Source organism: Saccharopolyspora sp. 6M, from assembly GCF_020176775.1.
Lineage (GTDB): Bacteria > Actinomycetota > Actinomycetes > Mycobacteriales > Pseudonocardiaceae > Saccharopolyspora_C > Saccharopolyspora_C gregorii.
The window spans coordinates 13887-37356 of sequence record NZ_JAIUJZ010000028.1 but is presented as its reverse complement, the minus strand read 5'-3'; the positions used below and the strand labels follow the sequence as shown (position 1 = coordinate 37356).

General features: G+C 73.0%; 20 protein-coding genes. 14 read left to right on the top strand and 6 right to left on the bottom strand.

Going from position 1 to position 23470, the window contains the following annotated elements; genetic code table 11:
• Positions 1–78: 78 nt before the first annotated feature.
• The 6 genes from LCD31_RS05080 (at position 79) to LCD31_RS05055 (ending at position 7449) form a co-directional block, all read left to right on the top strand.
• On the top strand, positions 79–708 hold the full coding sequence (locus tag LCD31_RS05080; RefSeq protein WP_224956275.1) for an MBL fold metallo-hydrolase: 630 nt from the start codon (positions 79–81) through the stop codon (positions 706–708).
• Positions 709–741: 33 nt separating this feature from the next.
• Positions 742–1968 carry a sensor histidine kinase gene (locus LCD31_RS05075; RefSeq protein ID WP_224956274.1) on the top strand — a complete coding sequence of 409 codons (1227 nt, stop codon included), beginning with the start codon at positions 742–744 and terminating at the stop codon, positions 1966–1968.
• A gap of 58 nt (positions 1969–2026) precedes the next feature.
• Positions 2027–2719 carry a response regulator transcription factor gene (locus tag LCD31_RS05070; protein ID WP_224956273.1) on the top strand — a complete coding sequence of 231 codons (693 nt, stop codon included), beginning with the start codon at positions 2027–2029 and terminating at the stop codon, positions 2717–2719.
• An 83-nt stretch (positions 2720–2802) separates the two neighbouring features.
• The gene (locus LCD31_RS05065; RefSeq protein ID WP_224956272.1) at positions 2803–3849 is read left to right on the top strand and encodes a Gfo/Idh/MocA family oxidoreductase; all 1047 of its coding nucleotides are present in this window, start codon (positions 2803–2805) and stop codon (positions 3847–3849) included.
• Positions 3850–3970: 121 nt separating this feature from the next.
• A complete protein-coding gene (locus LCD31_RS05060; RefSeq protein WP_224956271.1) occupies positions 3971–6349 on the top strand; it encodes a phosphoketolase in 2379 nt (792 codons plus the stop codon).
• A 2-nt stretch (positions 6350–6351) separates the two neighbouring features.
• On the top strand, positions 6352–7449 hold the full coding sequence (locus LCD31_RS05055; RefSeq protein ID WP_224956270.1) for an acetate/propionate family kinase: 1098 nt from the start codon (positions 6352–6354) through the stop codon (positions 7447–7449).
• Between the two features lie 14 nt (positions 7450–7463).
• Here the strand turns inward: LCD31_RS05055 and LCD31_RS05050 are convergent, their stop codons facing one another.
• The 3 genes from LCD31_RS05050 to LCD31_RS05040 all read right to left on the bottom strand — a co-directional run bounded on the left by LCD31_RS05050 (position 7464) and on the right by LCD31_RS05040 (position 11899).
• Positions 7464–8885 (bottom strand): FGGY-family carbohydrate kinase, encoded by a 1422-nt coding sequence (locus LCD31_RS05050; RefSeq protein ID WP_224956269.1) that lies wholly within the window; start codon positions 8883–8885, stop codon positions 7464–7466.
• 10 nt (positions 8886–8895) lie between these two features.
• Positions 8896–10092, bottom strand: a complete 1197-nt coding sequence (locus tag LCD31_RS05045; protein WP_224956268.1) for a CaiB/BaiF CoA-transferase family protein — start codon at positions 10090–10092, stop codon at positions 8896–8898.
• Positions 10093–10201: 109 nt separating this feature from the next.
• Positions 10202–11899, bottom strand: coding sequence for a thiamine pyrophosphate-binding protein (locus tag LCD31_RS05040; protein WP_224956267.1), 1698 nt, complete (start codon positions 11897–11899; stop codon positions 10202–10204).
• A 354-nt stretch (positions 11900–12253) separates the two neighbouring features.
• Between LCD31_RS05040 and LCD31_RS05035 the strand changes: the two genes are divergently transcribed.
• From LCD31_RS05035 to LCD31_RS05015, 5 genes are all read left to right on the top strand, one after another.
• The gene (locus LCD31_RS05035; RefSeq protein WP_224956266.1) at positions 12254–13645 is read left to right on the top strand and encodes an MFS transporter; all 1392 of its coding nucleotides are present in this window, start codon (positions 12254–12256) and stop codon (positions 13643–13645) included.
• The gene (locus tag LCD31_RS05030) at positions 13642–14829 is read left to right on the top strand and encodes a CaiB/BaiF CoA-transferase family protein (protein WP_224956265.1); all 1188 of its coding nucleotides are present in this window, start codon (positions 13642–13644) and stop codon (positions 14827–14829) included. Before LCD31_RS05035 ends, LCD31_RS05030 begins: the two co-directional genes overlap by 4 nt.
• Before the next feature lie 24 nt (positions 14830–14853).
• Positions 14854–15864 carry a MaoC family dehydratase gene (locus LCD31_RS05025; RefSeq protein WP_224956264.1) on the top strand — a complete coding sequence of 337 codons (1011 nt, stop codon included), beginning with the start codon at positions 14854–14856 and terminating at the stop codon, positions 15862–15864.
• Positions 15865–15924: 60 nt separating this feature from the next.
• Entirely contained in the window at positions 15925–16629 is a 705-nt protein-coding gene (locus LCD31_RS05020; RefSeq protein ID WP_224956263.1) for a GntR family transcriptional regulator, read from the top strand.
• A gap of 84 nt (positions 16630–16713) precedes the next feature.
• Complete coding sequence (locus LCD31_RS05015; protein WP_224956262.1) at positions 16714–17646, top strand: MaoC/PaaZ C-terminal domain-containing protein; 933 nt, start codon at positions 16714–16716, stop codon at positions 17644–17646.
• A gap of 73 nt (positions 17647–17719) precedes the next feature.
• Here LCD31_RS05015 and LCD31_RS05010 read toward each other — a convergent pair whose 3' ends face one another.
• Together LCD31_RS05010 and LCD31_RS05005 are read right to left on the bottom strand one after the other, a co-directional pair.
• The gene (locus tag LCD31_RS05010) at positions 17720–18010 is read right to left on the bottom strand and encodes a hypothetical protein (protein WP_224956261.1); all 291 of its coding nucleotides are present in this window, start codon (positions 18008–18010) and stop codon (positions 17720–17722) included.
• Between the two features lie 640 nt (positions 18011–18650).
• Positions 18651–19433, bottom strand: a complete 783-nt coding sequence (locus LCD31_RS05005) for a cupin domain-containing protein (protein WP_224956260.1) — start codon at positions 19431–19433, stop codon at positions 18651–18653.
• A gap of 119 nt (positions 19434–19552) precedes the next feature.
• Between LCD31_RS05005 and LCD31_RS05000 the strand changes: the two genes are divergently transcribed.
• Positions 19553–20515: a D-2-hydroxyacid dehydrogenase family protein gene (locus LCD31_RS05000; protein ID WP_224956259.1), complete on the top strand. Its 963-nt coding sequence runs from the start codon at positions 19553–19555 to the stop codon at positions 20513–20515.
• A 79-nt stretch (positions 20516–20594) separates the two neighbouring features.
• On the opposite strand, the gene LCD31_RS04995 is transcribed toward LCD31_RS05000, so the two are convergent.
• Positions 20595–21641 (bottom strand): LLM class F420-dependent oxidoreductase, encoded by a 1047-nt coding sequence (locus tag LCD31_RS04995; RefSeq protein WP_224956258.1) that lies wholly within the window; start codon positions 21639–21641, stop codon positions 20595–20597.
• Between the two features lie 304 nt (positions 21642–21945).
• On the opposite strand from LCD31_RS04995, the gene LCD31_RS04990 reads away from it, so the two are divergent.
• Both LCD31_RS04990 and LCD31_RS04985 read left to right on the top strand, forming a co-directional pair.
• The gene (locus LCD31_RS04990; protein ID WP_224956257.1) at positions 21946–22926 is read left to right on the top strand and encodes a Ppx/GppA phosphatase family protein; all 981 of its coding nucleotides are present in this window, start codon (positions 21946–21948) and stop codon (positions 22924–22926) included.
• A gap of 94 nt (positions 22927–23020) precedes the next feature.
• On the top strand, positions 23021–23467 hold the full coding sequence (locus tag LCD31_RS04985) for a phage holin family protein (RefSeq protein WP_224956256.1): 447 nt from the start codon (positions 23021–23023) through the stop codon (positions 23465–23467).
• Positions 23468–23470: the final 3 nt, after the last annotated feature.

The window sequence follows — 23470 nt, the reverse complement described above, 5'->3', positions numbered from 1 at the left end:
GATCTCGTTGGACCAGGTCGAGTCCGCCTTCACCAAGATGCACGACGGAGAGGTCCTCCGTTCGGTGGTGGTGTTCTGATGAGCGCCCGCATCGACCACACCACGACGTCGGGCACCTTCTCGCTCGACGGCGAGACCCACCAGGTGGACAACAACGCGTGGGTCGTCGGCGACGACCAGGAATGCGTCGTCATCGACGTGCCGCACGACGTCGACGCGATCAAGAAGCTGATCGACGGACGCACCGTGCTGGCGATCCTCGCCACCCACGCCCACGACGACCACGTGCGCAAGGCGCCCGAGCTCGCGGCGGAGGTCGGCGCCCCGATCTTCCTGCACCCCGACGACCAGGTGCTGTGGCAGCTCACCCACCCGGACCGGGAACCCGAGCGCACCCTCGCCGACCGGCAGGTCATCGGCGTCGCGGGCACCGGGCTGCAGGTGCTGCACACCCCGGGGCACGCGCCCGGCTCGGTGTGCCTGTACTCGGCGGACCTGGGCACCGTGTTCACCGGCGACACCCTGTTCGCGGGCGGGCCCGGCGCCACCGGACGGTCCTACTCGGACTTCGGCGTGCTCGTCGAGTCCATCCGGGACCGGTTGCTCACGCTGCCCGAGGTGACCACCGTGCACCCCGGTCACGGAGAGAGCACGACGATTGCCGAGGTTTTGCCCCAGTTCGATGAATGGGTCGCCCGCGGCTACTGATTTCGGGCACTCGGTGTGCGCATACTGCGGGGCGTGCCGAATGCGTTGGTGAAACGAGCGTTCCTGCTCGACCTCGCCATGGTCGTGCTGTTCACCGTCATGCACGCCCTGATCCTGCATCTCGAATCACCAGGGCCGCCCGGGCGGCCCTGGTGGTCGATGATGCTGGTCACCGTGCCCGCCTTCGCGCTGCTGCTGGTGCGGCGCAGGTGGCCGTGGGTGTCGCTGCTGGCGGGCTTGGCCGCGGCGACCACGTTGACCCTGGTGGGGGTTCCGGAGAACCCGCTGAACTTCACGATCCTGGTGGGCGTGTACTCGGTCTGCCAGCGGAGTGGGACCGTGGGGGCCGTGACGGCCACCGTGCTCGCGATGCTCTGGCCGGTGCTGTACTCGTGGTACGACCCGCCGTTGTCCGCGTTCGTGAGCACCGTGATGGCGTCCATCGACCTGTTCATGGTCGTCGGGCTCGCCTACGCCGTCCGCTTCGGCAGGCAGCGGGCCGCCCAGCTGGAGCACACCGTGGAACTGCTCGACCAGGCGCGGGACCAGCTCGCGGCCGAGGCGGTCGCGGGGGAGCGGGCCCGCATCGCCCGCGAGTTCCACGACATCGTCTCGCACAACCTGTCCGTGGTGGCGCTGCGGGCCGGCGTCGCCCGGGCGCTCGTGGACCGGGATCCGGGGCACGCGGAGCAGACGCTGCGCGAACTGGAGCACACCTCGCGGGCCGCGCTCGGCGAACTCCGCGGCCTGCTCGGCAGGTTGCGCGAAGAACCCGCGGAGCAGGGCGCCGCTTCCGGCGACGATCCCGGCCGGCATCCCGCACCCGGCCTGCACCGGGTGGACCACCTGGTGGAGTCGGTGCGCGGCACCGGTGTCGTGTGGCGGCTGGACCGCCGCGGCGAGGTGCGCGAACTCGGGCCCGGCGTGGAGATGGCGGCCTACCGCATCGTGCAGGAAGCCGTGACGAACGTGCTCAAGCACGCGGGCAGCGGCTACGCCCGGGTCCTGCTGGACTACGGCAGCGGCGCGCTGCGCCTGGAGGTCACCAACCACGCCACCGGGCCGGACAGCTTCGCGCGCGGACTCGCCGAGAAGGTGCCCGGACTGTCCCCGGTGCGCGGCGGTGGATCGGGCCGCGGGCTCATCGGCCTGCGGGAACGCGTCGCGCTGCTGGGCGGGACGTTCACCGCGCACCCGGTTTCGAACGGGTTCCACTTGGCGGCCGTGCTACCGTGCCCGGAAAATTCGGACCTTGCCTGACCCGTATTTGAAGCCGGTTCCGGCCGGTGCGCGGCGGCCCGAACCGAGGAGGTCCGTGGTGGAGCACCCCGCGGAGACGACGGTGCTCGTCGCCGACGACCAGGCGATGATCCGCGCGGGACTGGTGGCGCTGCTGTCCGCCGAGCCCGACCTGCGAGTTCTCGCCGAAGCCGAGGACGGTGCCGCCGCGGTGGCCGCCGTGCGCAGGCGGCGCCCCGACGTGGTGCTGATGGACGTGCGGATGCCCGGGATGGACGGCATCAGCGCGGCCCGCGAGATCATGACCGCCACCGAGGGCGGGACCTCGGTCATCATGCTCACCGTGCACGACCTCGACGAGTACGTGTACGCGGCGCTGCGCGCCGGGGCCAGCGGCTTCCTGCTCAAGGACGCCCCACCGGAAGAACTGGTGCGCGCGGTGCACACCGTCGCCGCCGGGGAGGCGCTGCTGGCGCCGCGCGTGACGCGGCGGCTGCTGACCAGGTTCGCCTCGCTCGGCGTCCGGGACGCCTCCACCGAGCTCAGCGGGCTCACCAACCGCGAGCTGGACGTGCTGCTGGAGGTCGCGCGCGGCGGCTCGAACGCCGACATCGCGCGGAACCTCGGGCTGGCCGAGCTGACGGTGAAATCGCACCTGTACCACGTGATGCAGAAGCTGCACCTGAGCTCGCGGACCCAGCTGGTGATCACCGCTTATGAGACCGGGTTGGTCTCCCCAGGCCAAGTGAACGGCCCAGAAGCCCCCGTCTGAAATCCGGCCTGTCCTCTGCTCCGAATGGCGGGGGTGTCCGGCCCGGGCGCCGCGTCACCGCTGCCGCGGGGTGTAATGGGGGGATGAGTGCTGCGCTGCGGGTGGGGTTGGTCGGGTACGGCATCGCCGGGGCGGTGTTCCACGCGCCGCTGATCGCGGCGAACCCGGGGCTCGAACTGTCCGCTGTGGTCACCCGGAACCCGCAGCGGCGCGCCGCGCTCGACGCCGCGCACCGCACGAGCGCCGTCGTCGACGGCGTGCCCGCGCTGCTCGACCGCGGTGGGCTCGACCTCGTGGTGGTGGCCAGCCCGAACCGGCTGCACGTCGAGCACACCACCGAGGTGCTGCGCGCCGGGCTGCCCGTGGTGGTGGACAAGCCGTTCGCACCCACCGCGGCGGCGGCGCGGGAGCTCGTCGCCGAGGCGCGGCGCCGTGACCTGCTGCTGACCGTGTTCCAGAACCGCCGGTGGGACAACGACTTCCGCACCCTCGCCAGGCTGATCGACGCCGGGGAGCTCGGCGCGGTGCACCGCTTCGAGTCCCGGTTCGAGCGCTGGGTGCCGACGCCGAAGACCGGCTGGCGCGAATCCGGCGGGCCCGAGGAGGCGGGCGGCGTGCTCTACGACCTGGGCAGCCACCTCATCGACCAGGCGCTGGCCCTGTTCGGCCCGGTCGCGAGCGTCTACGCCGAAGTGGACGCGCGCCGCCCCGGCAGCGCGGTGGACGACGACACCTTCCTCGCGCTGACCCACACCGGCGGCGTCCGCTCGCACCTGTGGGTCGGCAAGTTCAGCGCCCAGCACGGCCCGCGGCTGCGGGTGCTCGGTGACCGCGCCGGCTACACCAAGTACGGGCTCGACCCGCAGGAGGCGGCGCTGAAGAGCGGGGCGCTGCCCGGCGCGGACTGGGGTGTCGAAGCGGAGTCGCTGTGGGGCGAGCTCGGCACCGTCGAGGAGTCGCGGCGGGTGCCGACCGAACCGGGCGCCTACCCGGAGTTCTACGACCTGCTGGTCACCGCGCTGCGCGACGGTTCGGCACCGCCGGTGGACCCGGCCGACGCCATCACCGGGCTGGAGATCATCGAAGCGGCCCGCCGCTCCGCCGCCGAAGGCCGAGTCGTGCACCTCTGACCGGACCGCGGCCCGACAGTCCTGATCGATCTCCGGCGAGAGCGGGGATTGCGGCGGCGGCGGCGGGCTGGGAACGCTGCGGGGTGAAGCGATCCCGCACGGCGTTCCCCGGAGGTTCCGGATGGCCACCCTGACCGCCGACGCACCCGCCGACCTCGACGCGCGCGAACTCCAGCGCGTCGACCAGTGGTGGCGGGCCGCGAACTACCTGTCCGCGGCGCAGATCTACCTGATGGGCAACCCGCTGCTGCGGGAACCGCTGCGACCCGAGCACGTCAAGCCGCGACTGCTCGGCCACTGGGGCACCACGCCCGGACTGACCTTCCTGTACGCGCACCTCAACCGCGCCATCCGCCGCCGCGACCTGGACATGATCTACGTGACGGGCCCGGGGCACGGCGGGCCGGGCGTGGTCGCCGCGACCTGGCTGGAAGGCACCTACGGCGAGATCTACCCGGACGTCGCGCAGGACGTGCCGGGGTTGCAGCGGCTGGTCACCCAGTTCTCCTTCCCCGGCGGCATTCCCAGCCACGCCGCACCGGAGACGCCCGGGTCGATCAACGAAGGCGGCGAACTCGGCTACTCGCTGGCGCACGCCTACGGCGCCGCGTTCGACAACCCGGATCTGACGGTGGCCTGCGTGGTCGGCGACGGGGAGGCGGAGACGGGGCCGCTCGCGGCCGGTTGGCACTCCAACAAGTTCCTCGACCCGGCGCGGGACGGCGCGGTGCTGCCGCTGCTGCACCTCAACGGCTACAAGATCGCGAACCCGGCGGTGCTGGCCCGCATCCCCGAGCACGAGCTGCTGGAGCTGCTGCGCGGCTACGGCTACGAACCGCGCGTGGTGTCCGGGTCCGATCCGGCGGTGATGCACCGGTCCTTCGCCGCGGCCCTCGACGGCTGCCTCGACGAGATCGACCGCATCCGCTACCGCGCCCGGCACGAGGGCGTGGTGGAGCGCCCGCGCTGGCCGATGATCGTGCTGCGCACCCCGAAGGGCTGGACCGGGCCCGATGTGGTGGACGGGCAGCAGGTCGAAGGCACCTGGCGGGCGCACCAGATCCCGCTCTCCGACCCGCGCGGCGACCCGGACCACCTGCGGCAGCTGGAGGACTGGCTGCGCAGCTACCGGCCGGAGGAGCTGTTCACCGCCGACGGCGCGCCGGTCGAGGAGATCCGGCGGCTCAACCCGAGCGGCACGCGGCGGATGAGCGCCAACCCGCACGCCAACGGCGGCCTGCTGCTGCGCGGGCTGCGGCTGCCGGACTTCCGCGAGCACGGCGTACCGGTGCCCGAACCGGGCGCCACCAGCGGGGAGGCGACCCGGGTGCTCGGCGAGTTCCTGCGGGACGTGCTGACCCGCAACCGGCTCGCCGCGAACTTCCGGCTGTTCTCCCCGGACGAGAACAACTCGAACCGGCTCGGCGCCGTGCTGGCGGCGACCTCCCGCGCGTGGATGGGGGAGCCCGACCCGGGCGACGACTCGCTCGCCCCGGACGGGCGGGTGATGGAGGTGCTGTCCGAGCACACCTGCCAGGGCTGGCTGGAGGGCTACCTGCTCACCGGCAGGCACGGGTTGTTCTCCTGCTACGAGGCGTTCGCGCACCTGGTGGACTCGATGCTTAACCAGCACGCGAAGTGGCTGAAGGTGAGCACCGGGCTGGCGTGGCGGCAGCCGATCGCCTCGCTGAACTACCTGCTCACCTCGCACGTGTGGCGCCAGGACCACAACGGCTTCTCGCACCAGGACCCCGGGTTCATCGACCACGTGGTGAACAAGAAGGCCGAGATCGTGCGGGTCTACCTGCCCCCGGACGCCAACACGCTGCTGTCGGTCGCCGACCACTGCCTGCGCAGCCGGGACTACATCAACGTCGTCGTCGCAGGCAAGCAGCCCGCCCCGCAGTACCTCGGCGTGGACGACGCGGAAGTGCACTGCACCAAGGGGATCGGCATCTGGGAGTGGGCGAGCACCGACCGCGACGGCGAACCGGACGTGGTGCTGGCCTGCGCCGGGGACGTGCCGACGATGGAGACCCTCGCCGCCGTGGACCTGCTGCGCCGCCGGTTCCCCGAGCTGCGGATGCGGGTGGTCAACGTGGTGGACCTGATGCGGTTGCAGGACGCGCGGGAACACCCGCACGGGCTGTCCGATGTGGAGTTCGACGCGCTGTTCACCACCGACAAGCCGGTGATCTTCGACTACCACGGCTACCCGTGGCTGATCCACCGGTTGACCTACCGGCGGCACAACCACGCGAACCTGCATGTGCGCGGCTACCAGGAGGAGGGCACCACCACGACCCCGTTCGACATGTGCGTGCTCAACGAGATCGACCGGTTCCACCTCGCCATCGAGGTCATCGACCGCGTCCCCGGACTCGGGTACCGGGCGGCGCACGCGCGGGAGGAACTGCTCGGCAAGCTCGTCGAACACCGGCGGTACGTCACCACGCACGGCGAGGACCTGCCGGAAGTCCGCGACTGGAAGTGGAGCTGATCATGCGGGTGCTGACGGTCAACGCCGGATCCAGCAGCCTCAAGCTGCGCCTGCTGCACGACGACGAACAGGTCGCCGGGCACGACGTGCAGCACTGGCGGGGCGAGCCGGACCCGGTCCGGGACTTCTTCCACGAGCACGGCGCGCAGGCCATCGGGCACCGCGTGGTGCACGGCGGCCCGAAGCTGCAGGGGCCCGCGGTGCTCGACGAGGCGCTGCTGCGCTACCTGTCCGAGCTCACCGAGCTCGCGCCGCTGCACCAGGCGCGCGCGCTCGACGCGATCCGCGCCGCCGCCGAGTGCGCGCCCGGCACCCCGGCGGTGGCGTGCGTGGACACCGCGTTCCACACCACGCTGCCGGAGGCGGCCCGCACCTACGCGCTGCCGAAGGAGTGGAACGAGCGGTGGGGGCTGCGCCGGTACGGCTTCCACGGCCTCTCCCACGGCTACGCGTCCCGGCGCGGCGCCGAACTGGCCGGGCTCACCGGCGGGCGGGTGCTCAGCTGCCACCTCGGCGCGGGCGCGTCGCTGGCGGCGGTGCGCGACGGGCGCTGCGTCGACACCACCATGGGCTTCACCCCGGACGAGGGACTGGTGATGGCGACCCGCAGCGGTTCGGTCGATCCGGGACTGCTGGAGTGGTTGCTGACCAGCGGGAAGGTCGGGGTGGACGAGCTGTGCACCGCGCTGCGGACGCGGTCCGGGCTGGCCGGGCTCGCCGGTGGGTCCGGCGACCTGCGGGACGTGCTGACCGCGAGCGCCGACTGCGACCAGGACGCCGAACTCGCCTACGACGTGTACGTGCACTCGCTGGTGCGGCACGCGGGCGCCATGGTCGCGGCGATGGGCGGGCTGGACCTGCTGGTGTTCACCGGCGGCGTGGGGGAGCACCAGCCGCGGCTGCGCGCCGAGGTCGCGGACCGGCTCGGCTTCCTCGGGGTGGCGGTGGACCCGGAGCGCAACGCGGCGGCCGACGCGGACGCCGACATCGGCGAGGCGGGTGCCCGGGTGCGCAGCGTCGTCGTCGAATCCCGCGAGGACCTGGAGATCGCGCGGCAGACCGCGCGGGCCCTCACCGCCGAGCCGGTGCCGACCGGGTGAGCGGGCCGCGTCGGCTAGCTCGGTGTGCCCTCCCGGTCGGCGAGCCACCCGGCGAACAGCTCCTCGTACCGGCGCGCCCGCACCGGATCGGGCTCGACCCGCCGCAGCTCGCAGCCCAGCAGCGACCGCGCTTCGTCCAGGTCGGCGGTCGCGCCCGTGCCGACCAGGCCCACCGCCGCGGCCCCGAGCAGCGTCACGTCCGGTTCGGCGCACACCAGCACCGGCCGCCCCAGCACGTCCGCGCGCAGCCGCGTCGCCACCGGTGAGCGGGTGAGGCCACCGGCCAGCAGCACCGGCAGCCGCCCGGACTCCGGCGGGTCGAGCAGGTCCACGCCCTCGCGCACCGCGAACGCGGCGCCTTCCTGGGCCGCGCGCACCAGGTGCGCCGCCGAGTGCGCCGGTTCCTGACCGAGCAGCGCGCCACGTTCCTCGGGCCGCCAGCGCGGGAACCGGCTGCCGGTGGTCGCGGGCAGCATCCGCAGCCCGTCGGCGCCGGGCGGCACCGCGGCCACGTCCTCGTCCGCCACCGGCCCGACCAGCTCGCGCCACCCGGCGACCGCACCGCCCGTCATGCCGGTGGCGCCCCCGGCCACCCAGCGATCCCCGAGCAGCGCCGGGTTGAGCAGCGCCGACGGTGGAGCCGAGGTGTCGTCGAGCAGCCGCCCCACGACATCGGTGGTGCCCGCGACGTCGGCGATGCCCCCGACGTGCGACCCGAGCAGCAAGCCGATGCCGATCGACCCGTCCGGCCCGCCTGCCAGCACCGGGGTCCCCGCGGGCAGCGCGCAGCGCGCTGCGGCCTCCCGGTGCACCTCGCCGAGGACGTCGGCCGCCCGGACCTGCTCCGGCAGCCAGCGCGGGTCGATGCCCAGCGCCTCCACCGCGGGCACGTTCCACGTCCGGCGCGGCACGTCGGCGAGCAGCGTGTACGCGGCGTGCACCGGGTCCGTGCCGACCCGGCCCGTCAACCGGGCCACGAGGAAGTCCTTCGGACTCAGCAGGTGGCGCACCCGGGAGGCCACCGCCGGATCGCGGCGCAGCGCGAGCGCGCGGGCCAGCGCGCCACCGGTGATCGCCGGGCGCCGCGCCGCCCGCAGCAGCGCGTCCCGCAGCCCCGGGTCGACCGCGCGCAGCTCGTCGAGCCCGCGCGGATCCGACCAGCCGCCCGCCTCGTCCACCGGCCGCAGCCGCTCGTCCACCGCGACCACGCCCAGGTGGGCGGAGACCACCAGCGCCGAGACCGGCGAGCGGGGGAGGGCGGCGAGCGCCGAGGCCACGTCGGTGCACAAGCGCTCCGCGTCGAACCGCTCACCGCTCCCCGCCGGCCGCTCCACCCGAGCGCGGCCGCGGATCGCCCCCTCCGCGTCGACCGCGGCCGCGCGGATCGCGGAGGTGCCCACGTCGACGGCGACGACGCAGCGCGCACCCCGGTTCATCGGCGCCCGCTCACACCGCACCGCCGTCCCGCAGCCGCGCCAGCTCCTCGGCGCTGCGACCGAGCAGTTCCCGGTAGACGTAGTCGTTGTCCTCGCCGACAGTCGGCGGTGCCTTGCGGGTGGTGGGCGGGCTCTTGTCCATCTTCACCGGGTTGCCGGGCAGCCGGAGCCGTCCCAGCTCCGGGTGTTCGACGTCCACGACCATGTCGCGGGCGGCGATCTGCGGGGAGGCGGCGACCTCGGGGACGGTCGCCACCTTGGCGCAGGGAATGCCCGCGTCGCCGAGCACCGCACCGATCTCGGCGCAGCTGCGGTGCGCCGCCCACTCGGCGACGGCCCGCTCCAGCGGTTCCTGATCGGCCATCCGGCCCGCGACGGTGCGGTACTCGGGCACCTCCAGCAGGTCCTCCCGGCCGATGGCGCGGCACAGCTTCGGGAACAGGCCGTTGGTGCCCGCCTGCACGTACACGTCTCCGTCGAGCGCCGGATACACGTTGACCGGTGCGGTGAGCAGGTCGCGCGATCCGCTGCGCGGCATGTCCAGGTCCAGCATCAGGTGCGCGATCAACCGGGTGCCCAGCGTCGCGAACATCGAGTCCAGCGAGGCCACGTCGACTCGTTGGCCCTCCCCGGTGGCCTTGCGGTGCGCGATCGCGGCGAACGCGCCGATCGCCGCCTGGTAGCCGGTGACGTAGTCGGCGATGTAGGTGCCGGTCAGCGTCGGTTTCCCGTCGGCCTCCCCGGTGATGGACATCAGCCCGGAGGAGGCCTGCGAGATCGCGTCGAACAGCGCCCGCTGGGACAGCGGCCCGGTCTGGCCGTAGCCGGAGATCGACACCAGCACGACGTCCGGTTTGAGCTCCACCATCCGCTCGTAGCCGAGGCCCATCCGCTCGACCGTGCCGGGCCGGTAGTTCTCCACCACCACGTCGGCCCAGCGCACCAGGTCTTCGAGCACGGCGAGCGCCTCGGGGTGGCGGGTGTCGAGGGTGGCGCCGTGCTTGTTGCGGTTGTAGAGCATCGTGTAGACGCTCTCGCCCTCGTAGTAGGGCTCGTGGTGGCGCGCGTCCTCACCGCCGGGGCGTTCGACCTTGACGACCTCCGCGCCGAAGTCCGCCAGGATCTGCGCGCAGATCGGTCCCGCGATGAACCGGGACAGGTCCAGGACCTTCAGCCCGTCGAGCGGGCCGGGTGATCCGGATGGCATCGTCGCCCTCCTCCTCGTGCCGCCGGGCCGCGTCGCCCGGCGTTCCCATGGTGCGCCGCGGTGCGCGCGGCGGTTCCGCCGCGCGGAGCGAGCGCGAAGTCCGATCGGCTCAGCTCTGCGGGCGGTGCGGGGTGAACGCGGGATAGGTCCAGGCGTTGGCCGCGCGGTCCAGCACCACGTCGATCAGGAACGGGCGGCCGGTGGCGAACGCGTCCTTCGCGGTGGTCAGGAGCTCGTCGACCTCGGTGACGCGCGCGGCGGCGACGCCCATCCCGGCGGCGACCCGGGCGAAGTCCACGTCGCCGAAGTCGACGCCGGTGGTGCGGCCGTCGAAGTGCAGCTCCTGCTCCTGTCGGATGTTGCCGTAGCTGGAGTCGTTGAGGACGACCAGCACGACCGGGCCGCCGGTGCGGGCCAGCGTCTCCAGCTCGCCGAGGCTCATGCCCAGCGAACCGTCGCCGATCAGCGCCAGCACCGGGGATTCCGGGTCGGCGGCGGCGCAGGCGATGGCCGCGGGCAGCGCGAAGCCCATGTTCCCGAAGCCGACGGGCTTGAGGTAGCGGTGCGGCAGGTCCATCTCCCACAGGAACGACCACACGCCGGGGTTGCCCGCGTCCGGGATCAGCACCGTTTCGGCGGGAGCGACCTCGCGCAGCGCGCGGACCGCGGCGGCGGGCGCGATGGTGCCGGCGGTGACCGGTGCGCGGGATTCCGAGCGCGCCCACCACTCGCGTTCGGCGCCCTGCAGCTCGTCGAGCCAGCCGACGCGTCCGGCGCGGGCCTGCTCGGCGCGGTCGGCGGTGGCGGTGCGCAGGTCGCGGCTGAACGCGGCGAGATCGCCGACGACGCCGGTGGTGCTCTCCGCGTAGTAGCGCCCGATCATCGCCGGGTCCACGTCCACCTGGACGACCTGCGGCAGCCGCAGCCGCCACCGGCCGGTGGAGACCGCGTTGAGGCTGTTCCCCAGCGCCAGCACCAGGTCCGATTCCGCGACGACCCGGGAGCTCAGGTTGGTGCCCATCCGGGACAGCGCGCCGAACACCAGCGGGTGCGTGGTGGGCACGGCGCCGATCCCGTTGAAGGTGGTGACGACGGGGATGCCGAGCGCCTCGGCCAGCGCCAGCACCTCGGCGCCCCCGCGGGACCGGTTGCCGCCGTTGCCGAGCCAGATCACCGGGCGTTCCGCGGCGAGCACCCGTTCGGCGATCTCGGCGATGCGGGCGGGGGAGGCGACCGGCCGGTCCTCGACCCAGGAACGCGCCGGGTGCACCGCGGGCACCTCGGGCGCGTCGGCGAGCACCTGCTCGATGGTGTCCCGGGCGAAGTCGAGGTGCACCGGCCCGGGATTGCCGGTCATGGCGTTGACGTAGGCCTCCTCCATCGCCTGCTTGATCGAGGAGCCGTGCGCGACGAGGCGGGAGAACTTGGTGAACGGCCCGAAGATCTGCACGTGATCGGCGTTCTGCGCGTCGTCCTTGTGGATGTTCTCGCCGTTGTTGTTGCAGGTGATGATGATCGCCGGGCTGGAGTCGCGGAACGCCCCGCCGACCCCGGTGAGCAGGTTCGTGGCACCCGGGCCGGTGGTGGCGATGGCGACCGCGGGCCGCCCGGTGCGGCGGCCGTGCGCGTCGGCCATGACCGCGGCGGCGCCTTCGTGCCGGGTGTGCACGAACTCGATCGACGGGGTGTCGATGAGCGCGTCGGTGATCGCGAGGGTCTGGCCGCCGACCACGCCGAAGACGTGGGTGATCCCGAGCGATTCGAGCATCGTCACGACGAGCTGACCGCCGGTGGGCTTGTCCGACATCCGTGCATCCTCACTTCGCGTTGGGCAGGTCCGCCGGTGGCGCGCGGCGGGTTCGCGTCCCGGCTCCGCCCCGGCCGGTGTCCGGATCTCCAGGGGGTGCGCGGGGTTCCTCCTCGGCCGGCTCGCGCCGGGCGGGTCGCCCCTTGACCGGGGCGGTGCGCCGGGCTTTACTGTAGCTCGAAACGGCTAGTTGTCTAGTCTTTTGTTCGGTGCGATGACCGGGCATCGTCGAGCACCCCGCGCACGACCAGCGGAGATCCCGGCGCGCTCCGCGGCGCAGGCGCCGGACGCGCGCACCTGCCGCGACCGGACCGGCCGACGACACCTGAACCACAGCGACAACGGAGTCAGCACATGGTCAGTGGCCCACCACCCACCTCCCCACCGGAGCACGCCCCCGACCGGCGGCGGCTGGCGCGGCGCGCGGCGTTCGCCAGCCTCGTCGGGACCGCCGTGGAGTGGTACGACTACTTCATCTTCGGCACCGCCTCCGCGCTGGTGTTCGGCACGCTGTTCTTCCCCGGCGACGACCCGGTCGTCGGCACCCTGTCCGCGTTCGCGGTGTTCGGCGTCGGCTTCTTCGCCCGCCCCGTCGGCGGCATCGTGTTCGGGCACCTCGGCGACAAGATCGGCCGGAAGGCCGCACTGGTCACCACGCTGCTGATGATGGGGACGGCGACGTTCCTCATCGGGCTGCTGCCCACCGCCGCGGTCATCGGGATCTGGGCACCGGTGCTGCTGGTGCTGTGCCGCCTGGTGCAGGGGCTCGGCGTCGGCGGCGAGTGGGGCGGGGCCTCGCTGGTCGCCGTCGAGTTCGCGCCCCCGGGCAAGCGCGGCCTCTACGGCACCTTCCCGCAGATCGGCAACGCCGTCGGACTCGTGCTGAGCACCGGCGTCTTCGCCTGGGTGTCCACGCTGCCCGAACCGCAGCTGATGTCCTGGGGCTGGCGGGTGCCGTTCCTGCTCAGCGGGGTGCTGATCGCGCTGGGCATGGTCATCCGGCTCAAGCTCACCGAGACGCCCGCTTTCCAGGCCGCGCAGCGCAGCCTCGACGCCGACGCCGACGCGGCGGAGAAGCCGCCGCTGGGCCAGGTGCTGCGGCACTTCCGGCGGCCGCTGCTGCTGGCGATGGGGATGCGGCTCGGCGAGGTCTTCGCCGGCTACCTCATCCTCACCATCGGGCTGGCCTACGCCACGAGCTACACCGACCTGCCCGAGACCGACGTGCTGCTGGCCGGGACGGTCGCCGCGGTGCTCGCGCTGTTCGGCTACGGCGCCTCCGGGCTCGCCTCCGACCGCTGGGGCAGGCGCGCCGTGTTCGCGTTCGGCGCGGTCGCCGGGCTGGTGCTGGTGTTCCCGTTCTTCTGGGCGCTCGACACCGGGTCGGTAGCGCTGATGTTCGTGGTCTACGTGGGTTTCTACGTGCTCTCGGTCGGGCCGATGTACGGCGTGGAACCGGCGTTCTTCGCGGAGCTGTTCGGCACCAAGGTCCGCTACACCGGCATCTCGCTGGCCGCGCAGCTGCCCGGCATCCTGATCGGGCTGTGGCCCGCCGCCTCCACCGCGCTGCTGCTGGCCACCGGCGGCGATCCGTGGCCGGTCGCCGCGATCACCGGTGGATTCGTCCTCATCGGACTGGTGTGCGCGTGGCTGGCGCCGGAGACCAGCAGGCTCGACATCGACGGCACCGGTGGCACCGACGCACCCGCCGCCGCACCCGCCGTCGACGGGGGAGGAGTGCGATGACCGCGCCACCGCTGGACGGGCTGCGGGTGCTCGACCTGTCCCGGTTCATCGCCGGACCGCTGTGCTGCCAGATCCTCGGCGACATGGGCGCCGAGGTCATCAAGGTCGAGCGGCCCGGCGGCGAGGACTCGCGGCGCAACGTGCCGCACCACCGCGGGCACAGCCTCTACACGCTCAACTACAACCGCAGCAAGCACGGCATCACCCTCGACACCCGGCACCCGAAAGCGCTGGGAGTGCTGGAAGAACTCGTGCGCGGCAGCGACGTCGTGGTGGAGAACTTCCGGCCCGGAACGCTCGCGAAGATGGGCCTCGGCTGGGAGCGGATCCACGAGCTCGACCCGCGTGCCGTCCTCGTGTCGATCTCCGGGTTCGGCCAGACCGGCCCCAACCGGGACCGCGCCCTGTTCGACGCGATCGCGCAGGCCGCCTCCGGGCTGATGAGCATGACCGGCACGCCCGACGGCCCGCCCACGATGGCCGGGGCGTTCGTCGCCGACCACATCGCCGCCTTCCACGGCGTGATGGGCGCGATGATGGCGCTCGCCGCCCGTGCCCGCACCGGAGACGGCCAGCACGTCGACATCTCCTGCCTGGACGCGCTGTTCTCCTGCATGGGCACGCTGCCCGCGGCTTGGCGGATGCTCGGCGAGGAGGTCGGGCGCACCGGCAACCGGGACCACATCACGGTGCCCGCCAACGCCTATCCCACCGCCGACGGGTACCTGTACCTGCACGCGGGCACCGACGCGCTGTTCCCGCGGCTCGCCGCCGCGATGGGGATGCCCGAGCTGACCGGCGACCCGCGGTTCGCCGACCAGGAAGCCCGGTTGGTGCACGTCGAAGCGCTGGACGACGTGGTGCGCGGCTTCACCCGGCGGCACACCTCGGAGCGGATCGGGGAGCTGCTCGCCGCGGCGGGCGTGCCGTATTCCCCGGTCAACAGCGTCGCCGAGGCGACCGACTCGGCGCAGGTGCGGGCCAGGGACATGATGATCGAGGTGGAGCACCCCGAGCTCGGCACCCTCGTGCTGCCCGGGCTCGCCCTCAAGCTCGGCGGCACGCCCGGCTCGGTCCGCAAAGCACCGCCGCTGCCCGGCGAGGACAACGCCGAGGTCTACCCGCGGCTGCTCGGCCTGGACGCCGACGAGCTCGCCGCGCTGCGCGCCGACGGCGTGATCTGACCCCCGACAGGAAGCGAGAACCGCATGACCTGGCGAGATCTGACCGATCCGCGCGCGGTCGCCCACGGCGTGGACCACGAGGCCGGGCTCAAGGAACCGGTCTTCGAGAACCTGAGCATCCCCGAGCACTTCGGGCCCGTCACCGTCCTCGTCGACGACCACAAGATCAAGCGGTACGCGTTCACCCAGGACGACCACCACCCGTGGCACTTCGGCCCGAGCCCGTTCGGCGGCCGCATCGCGCACGCGGGGCTGCTGTCCAACGACCTCGTGCAGCTGTTCACCACCGCCTACCGGGCGAGCCGCACCGTCGGGCTGCACACCGAGGAGCAGCTGTGGTTCGACGGGCCCGCGCACCTCGACGAGGAGGTGGTGCTGGCCGGGTCCTACGTGGACTCCTACACCCGGCGCGGCCAGGACTACGTGGTGATGGAGGCGAGCGCCACCGCCGCCGACGGACGCGGCATCCTGCGGCACCGCGGCGTCGAGATACTGCGCACCCGGCCCGGTGACGTCGCAGGCCGCAACCGGACCGGTGGTGGCGGCACGGCCGGGACCGTCGACGGCACCTTCGACCCGGACGCCCCCACCGCGGTCGCCGGAACGCCGACCGTGCGGCCCGGGGCGCCGCTGCCGCCGCTGCACGTCACGATCACGCAGGAGCAGGCGTCGGTGTTCTCCCGCTGCGGCGAGTACGTCCGCAACACCCACAGCGACCTGGCCGTGGCCAGGGAGGCAGGGCTGCGCATCCCCATCGTGCAGGGACAGCAGCAGTGCGGGCTGATCACCGGGATGCTCACCCGCTTCTTCGGCGCCGACCTGTTCACCGGTGGATGGCTGCGGGTCAAGTTCATCAACCCCGTCGAGGTCTTCGAACCCCTGGAGGTGGGCGGTGCCGTCACGGCCGTGCAGGAAGCGGGCCCCGGGCGCCTCGCGATCGACGTCGAAGTGTGGGTGCGCCGCGCCGACGGCAAGCTCAGCACCGTCGGCTGGGCGCGCGCCGAAGCCCCCGAAACCGCCCCGCGGCGGACCTGAGCGTCCGCACCGGGCGGATACCCTGAGAGCCGATCACACCACCCCGAGGAGTTCCCCGCCGTGGCCACGCGCCCGATGTACGAGGTCATCCGAGACGACCTGCTCGACCGGATCAACACCGGCGCGCTCGCCCCCGAGAGCCGGCTGCCGAGCGAGAAGGAACTCGCCGAGCGCTACGGCGTCAGCCGCATGACGGTCCGGCAGGCCTTCGACGCGCTGGTGCGGGAACGGCTGGTGGTGCGCAGGCGCGGCGCGGGCAGCTTCGTGGCCCCGCGGCGCGCCCGGTCCCGGCGGTTGAACCGGCTGGTTCCCTTCGGCGACGAGGTCACCGAGGACGTGGTCACCACCGAGATCCGCCGCGCCGTGCTCGTCCCGCCCGGCGAGATCGCCGAGGTCCTCGACCTCGACGATGCGGCGGAAGCGGTCCGGCTCGTCCGGCTCCGCACCGTCGACGGAACGCCCGCGGCCGTGCAGGAGTCCTGGGTGCCGGTCGCCGCCGCCCCCGGGCTCGCCCGCGCCGAGCTGGTCGCGGGCTCGCTGTACCGCACCCTCGCCGAGCGCTGCGGCGTCGCGGTCAGCTGGGCCGAGCAGGAGATCACCGCCTGCGCCGCGACGAAGGAGCTCGCCGGCCTGCTGGAGGTGGCCGTGCGCGCCCCGCTGGTGGAGGCGCACCGGACCACGCACGACGACACCGGGCGCGCCGTCGAGCACGCCCGGAGCTGGACTCGGCCGGAATTCCCGTTCGTCGTCCGGCTCGACACCTGACCCCTCGCGGCACGAGCCGCGCACCCCGTCGCCACGTCCCGCCCGCCGCGGGACGGCGATGCCCCACGCCCAGAGGAGCTGGCCATGAACCGGTGGTGGACCGGAACCAAGGAAGCGATCTTCGAGAACATCGAGGTCCCGGAGGTGTTCGGCCCGTTCGACGTGGTCGTCGACGAGCGGATGGTGCGCAACTACGCCTTCGCCCAGGACGACGACGGAGCCGGGCGGCTCACCGCCGCGGACGGGCGACCGGCGGCCAGTCCCGCGGTGCTGTCCAACGAGCTGCTGTTCCTGTTCTACGCCGCCTACGACGGCAACACGGCGCGCGGGCTGCACACCCACGAGGAGCTCTCGCTGCACTCGCCGGTCGTGATCGGCGAGACCGTCACCCTCAGCGGCCGGTACGTGCACACCGAGGTGCGGCGCGGCAACGGCTACGTCGTGATGGAGGCCGAAGCCCGAGGCGCCGACGGCAGGCTGCTGCTGCGCCACCGCGGCACCGAGATCATGCGGGTGCACGCCGCCGACGTGGTGGGCGGCAGCACCGCGCCGGCCCCGTCCCGGCTGGTCACCGGCGAGCTCCTCGACGTCGCCCCGGCCGCCGCGGCGAGCGGGGACCTCGACGAGCGGACCCCGATCCGGCCGGTGCGCAAGAAGATCTCGCAGGAGCAGATGTACGTCTTCTCCTGGGGCGGCCGCGGGTTCTCCAACATCCACACCGATGCGGCGGGCGCGCGGCGCTCCGGGATGGACCGCACCGTCGCCCAGGCGATGCAGCAGGTCGGCTACCTCTCCGAGATGCTCACCGCGTTCCACGGCGGCGCGTGGATCGACGGCGGGCACCTGGCGGTGAAGTTCGTGCACCCGTTCTACGTGGACGAGGAGGTCACCGCCCGCGGCGCGGTGCTGGGCGCCATCGAGCACGAGGGGCAGCGGCATCTGGAGAGCGAGGTCTGGGTGGAGAACGTGGACGGGGTGAAGACCGCCGTCGGCTGGGCCCGCGCCCCGCTGCGCTGATCCACCGCGCGGGTGGGCGGCCCGCCGGCTCCGCGGTCGGTCGGGCCGGCACCTCGTGCGGAACGGTGCCGGGTCAGCCGCGCCAGCGGTCGTCGGGGTCGCGAACGGCCGTCGCCGCCAGCTCCGGCCGGGTGCCCTGCCGCGGCCGGGGTTCCGGCGCGGGGCGGCGGGCCGGGCGGGGCTCGGCGGCGAGCTGGCGGCCCTGCACCACCAGCACCACGACGCCGAGCACCAGCGCGGCCAGCGCCGCCCACAGCACCGGCGGGGCGCCGCCGACCCACCACAACGTGCCGGCGATCCCCAGCGCCGCGCCGCAGAGCACGGCGAGCGCGTGGAAGAGCAGGTGCACCGCGTAGCCCTTCACCGTTACCTCCCGACGCGTTGCTGTCCGATCGTGGCGACCACTGTGCGCACGCGCGCCACCCGGTTCCCGTTGTCCCGAACCGCGCAACGATCACGACTTCGGGTGGAAGCGGTGACTACGGGTCGCCGCGGCACCGCGGGGCGCGCACCTTCACCCGATAGTAGCGCCGCCTATGGTCGAATTGCCTGATCAAGGGCGTTCGCCACGTTCGTCTGATCGCTCGGGACAGGGGCGCGCCCGACACCTCCCCGGCACTGAATTCCCTCGATCGGAGGGCACCCGGTCCGGCGTCCGGCACCGTTCGGGGCCCCGCCCTACGGTGAATTCCGGCGAGGTCCTCGTCGCCGGCGCGCGCCGGACGGGAACCCGGTGCCGTGCACGCGTTTCTCTCGGGGGTGAGGTCGGTGCTGAACACGTTGGCGGTCTTCGCGCTGGTGGCTTCGGTGGCCATCGGAACGATCATCGGATCGCTGATCGCCCTGTGCTGGTTCGAGGAACGCCTGCTCGGGGGACGACCGCGTCCGGTGCCCGACCGCCGGCTCGGCGTCGAACCGGAGCCCGCCGAGACCACGCCCGAACGGGTCGCCGTGCTGCGGCCCGAACCGGAGCAGCGGGTGCCCGCGCAGGCCGCCGCCGAGCCTCAGCCGGGCGTGCTGAAGTCCGCGAAGTCGAACCCGGGCGAGACGACGCAGGTCGCCAGCGACTCCACCGTCGCCGAGGCCACCGCCCGCTGCCACGTCCCGGCGGGCACCAGGACCTGAGGGTCCTGCCCGGCACCCGCGCCCAGCACGTGGTTGCGCGGCTGCTCGGCGGGCGCGTCGCCGTCCCCGCCCAGCACCAGCGTCAGCGGGCCGCCCCGGTGCCACAGCCACAGCTCGGCCGAACCGATCCGGTGCCACTCCGAGGTGTGCCCGGCGGAGAGCAGGTAGTAGATCGCCGTCGCGGTCGGCCGGGTGCCCCGCTCGTCGGGCGTCACCTCGACGTCGCTGGTCCAGGTCCGCCGGAACCAGCCGCCCTCCGGGTGCGGCAGCAGGTTCAGCTCCTCCGCGGTGCGGCTGCGCGTCTCCAGCGCCGCGAACCGGCCGCGCACGTCGCGCCGCGCGTAGTGCAGGCCGATCACCGCCGAGCGCTCCAGCGAGCCGTAGACGTGCGGGAACAGCACGTCGGCGGCGACCCCGGCCGGCGGGTGCGGTGCCGCCGCCTCCCAGCGCACCGGAGCGGACAGCCGCCGCGGATCGAGTTCCAGCGCCACCAGCTGCTCGTCCGCGTCCGCGTACAGCGCGTTGGCGACCGCCAGCGCCGTGGCCATGTCCGGCGAGCAGTGCACGAACCCGTCGGTCTCCAGCGAGGGGGAGCCGATGTGGTCCGCGGCCGCGTGGAACGCGCTCAACGGCAGCAGGTGCAGCAGTCTGGATCGAGTCACGTCGGCAGTCTGCCTGTCCGCACCGCGCGTTGTCAGGTCGCGCGCCCCGCCCCGCGGGTCGATCACCCCGCCGGGCGGCCGCACTACGATCGCGCCGGACGCCGTCGAAGGAGGAGTGCATGCGCATCGCGGTGCTCGATGACTACCAGGAGGTCGCGCGGGACTACGCGGACTGGGACTCGCTGCCCGCGCAGGTCGAGTTCTTCCACGACACCCCCGCCGACCGCGCGGAGCTGCTGCGGCGGCTCGCCCCGTTCGACGTGATCGCCGCGATGCGGGAGCGGACCCCGTTCCCGCGGGAGGTGCTGGCCGCGCTGCCGCAGCTGAAGCTGCTGGTCACCACCGGCATGCGGAACGCGTCGATCGACCTGGACGCGGCCACTGAGCTCGGCATCACCGTGTGCGGGACGGGCAGCGGTGCCGCGCCGGACCGGGCGTGGGGACCGACGGCGGAGCTCACCTGGGGTCTGATCATCGCGGTCACCCGGCAGATCCCGGAGCAGGACCGCGCGATCCGGGACGGCGGCTGGCAGCGCGGCGTCGGGTTCGAGCTGGCCGGGCGCACGCTGGGCGTGCTCGGGCTGGGCAGGCTCGGCAGCCAGGTCGCGAAGGTCGGTGCCGCGTTCGGCATGGACGTCATCGCCTGGAGCCGGAACCTCACCGCGGAGGCCGCCGCGGAGGCCGGGGCGCGCCGGGTGGAGAAGGAGGAGCTGTTCCGCGGCTCCGACGTGCTCACCGTGCACACGGTGCTCAGCGAGCGCACCCGCGGGCTGGTCGGCGCGGCGGAGCTGGCGCTGATGCGGCCCACCGCGTACCTGGTGAACACCTCGCGCGGGCCGATCGTGGACGAGGTGGCGCTGCGCGAGGCGCTGCACGCGGGACGGCTCGCCGGGGCGGGCCTCGACGTCTACGGGACCGAGCCGCTGCCCGCAGGCGACCCGTGGCGGACCACGCCGCGCACCGTGCTCACCCCGCACGTCGGCTACGTGACCGAGGGCACCTACCGGACGTTCTACGCCGAGACGGTGGCCGACGTGCGCGCCTTCCTGGACGGGGCGCCGGTGCGGGTGCTCAACGGCTGACCGGGCCGGGGGGGGGGGGGGGGGGGGGGGGGGGGGGGGGGGGGGGGGGGGGGGGGGGCGCCCCGGCCCGCGGGGCGGATCAGAGGTCGTCGGCGATGCCGCGGATCTGCTCGATCAGCTTGGTGCGCTCCTCGAAGGACCCGGCGAGCGGCGTCACGTTCATCGTGGTCACGCCGGACTCCTTGAACGCGGCGAGGCGTTCCCGCACGTGGCCCTCGGAGCCGATGAGGGTGCTGGCGGCGACCAGCTCGTCCGGCACCTTCGCCGCGGCCTCGTCCTTCTTGCCGTCCAGGTAGAGGTCCTGGATCTCCTCGGCCTCGGCCTCGTAGCCGTAGCGGCGGGCGAGGTCGTTGTAGAAGTTCTTGCCCTTGGCGCCCATGCCGCCGATGTAGAGGGCGAGCATCGGGCGCATCGAGTCGACGAGCGCGTCCACGTCGTCGCCGATGGCCAGCGGGGCCTGGCCGACGACGTCGAGCTCGCCGAGCTCGGGGTCGCGCTTGGCCTTGCCGGCGGCCAGCGATTCGCCCCAGACCTCGTGGGCCTTCTCGGGGACGTAGAAGATCGGTTCCCACGCCTCGGCGATCTCGGCGACCATCGCGACGTTCTTCGGGCCGATCGCCGCGACCATGATCGGGATGTTCGGGCGCACCGGGTGGTTGATGAGCTTCAGCGGCTTGCCCAGCCCGGTGCCCTGGCCTTCGGGCAGCGGGATCTGGTAGTGCTTGCCGTCGTGCTGCACGCGTTCGCGGCGCCACACCTGGCGGCAGATGTCGACCAGTTCGCGGGTGCGGCCCAGCGGCGCGTCGTAGGGCACGCCGTGGAAGCCTTCGATGACCTGCGGCCCGGAGGCGCCGATGCCCAGGGTGAACCGGCCGTCCGAGACGAAGTCCAGCCCGGCCGCGGTCATCGCGGTGAGGGTGGGCGTGCGGGTGTAGATCTGCAGGATCCCGGAGGCGATCTGGAGCCGTTCGGTGCGGGCGGCGATGAAGCCCATCTGGCTGACCGCGTCGAACGAGTAGGCTTCGGCTACGTAGACGATGTCGAGTCCGGCCTTCTCGTAGGTGGCCAGTTCGTCGACGGTCTCCTTGAAGCCTCCGCTGTAGTTCAGCGGCATCCCGATGCGCATGGTGGTCCTCTCCGTCGCTGACGTTGCCGGGTGGGCGCACCTCGCGTTCCAGCCGCAGCACCTGGTCGCCCCGAGGTTACCGCTTGGTAGCGGTCAGGGGTGACTCCTTTGTAACACCACCTGGTGTGACATCGGAAGTGCTCATGTACCAGTGACATCAATTACGGATCAAGAAAGTCCGAACGGGCGATGAACAAAACCTGTGCATACGGCATGATTCGGCCATGCCGATGGTTCTGCGCTGCTGCTCCTGGAGGTACGTCCTACGCCTCGAAGGCCCGTCCGGACTACACGTGAGGGTGGTATGAAGCTCGGACTCCTCGACATCGGTTCCACCGCGGCGCGGCTGGAACTGGTCGACCTCGACCGCGGCAGGCTGCCCCGCGCCTCCTGGAGCCACAAGGAGCGCACCCGCCTCGGCGAGAACACCCTCGCCGACGGCTCGGTGACCGAGGAGGGCATCGAGCAGGCCGCTCGCGCCGTCGCGGGCTGCGTGCGCGCCGTCGGCACCGACCTGCGCGGACCGCTCGTCGCGTTCGGCACCGCCGCGGTGCGCGACGCCACCAACGGCACCGAGCTGCGCGCCCGCCTCGCCGACGCCGCGGGCACCCGCATCGGCTCGATGACCCCGCACGCCGAAGCCGCGCTCTGCTACCACGCGGCCCGACGCTGGCACGGCCGCGAGGACACCCCGCTGACCACCATCGACATCGGTGGCGGCACCGCCGAGGTCGCCACCGGATCCGGTCCCTACCCGGACGAAGTGGTGTCGATGCCGCTGGGTGCCGCCCGGCTCACCCGCGAACACCTGCCCGCCGACCCGCCGCCGCCGGAGCAGGTCGCCGCCCTGTACGCGGCCGTCGAAGCGGTCGCCCCGGTCGAGCTGGCCCCGTTCCGCGGGCGCAGGCTCGGCCAGCCCGTCGGCCAGTCGAAGGTGCTGCGGCAGCTGGCGGTGCTCGCCGCGAGCTCGTCGAAGCGGCTGGTGCGGCACCCGGACACCCTGGCGCGCACGAACCTGACCCGGTGGATCCCGCAGCTCGCCGAACTCGGCCAGGCCGAGCGCGCCAAGCTCCCCGGCGTCTCCCGCAGCAGGGCGCGGCGCATCCTCGCCGGCGCGATCACCGCTGATTCGCTGCTGCGCGCCCTCGGCGTCGACGAGATCGACCTGTGCCCGTGGGGGCTGCGCGAAGGGCTCGTCTTCCGCTTCGTCGAGGCCTACGAGCGGGCCGGGCAGTGCACCCGCGCCGAGGCGATCCGCCGGTTGACCGACGAGATGTTCGCCTGAACAGGTGCATCCCCGCGTCTCGCGGTGGGCGGTTCCCGGGCGGGGCCGGAACGGTAGCGTGCAAGGCTCCACGGCGAACTCGGGAGGCCACTTCGTGACGGTCCTGCTGCACATCCTGATCACCGCGGTCGCCGTGTGGGCGACGACCGCGCTGCCCGGCATCGAGCTCGGCGACGCGAGCACGGACGCCGGAACGAAGATCGTCACCCTGCTGGTGGTCGCGGTCGTGGTCGGCGTGATCAACGCGGTGCTGAAGCCGATCGCGAAGACGTTCGGCTGCCTGCTGTACCTGGTCACGCTCGGGCTGTTCGGACTGGTGGTGAACGCGCTGCTGTTCTGGCTCGCCGGGTACGTGGCGGGCGCGCTGAACATGCCGTTCCACGTGGACGGGTTCTGGGCCGCGTTCTGGGGCGCGCTGGTCGTGACGATCGTCAGCAGCGTGCTGCACGGCGTGGTGCGCCGGATCAGCATCAACGCCGCGGAGAACCGGGAGCGCGAGTACCGCGAGTACCGCGACTACCGGGACCGCGGCTACTACTGATCC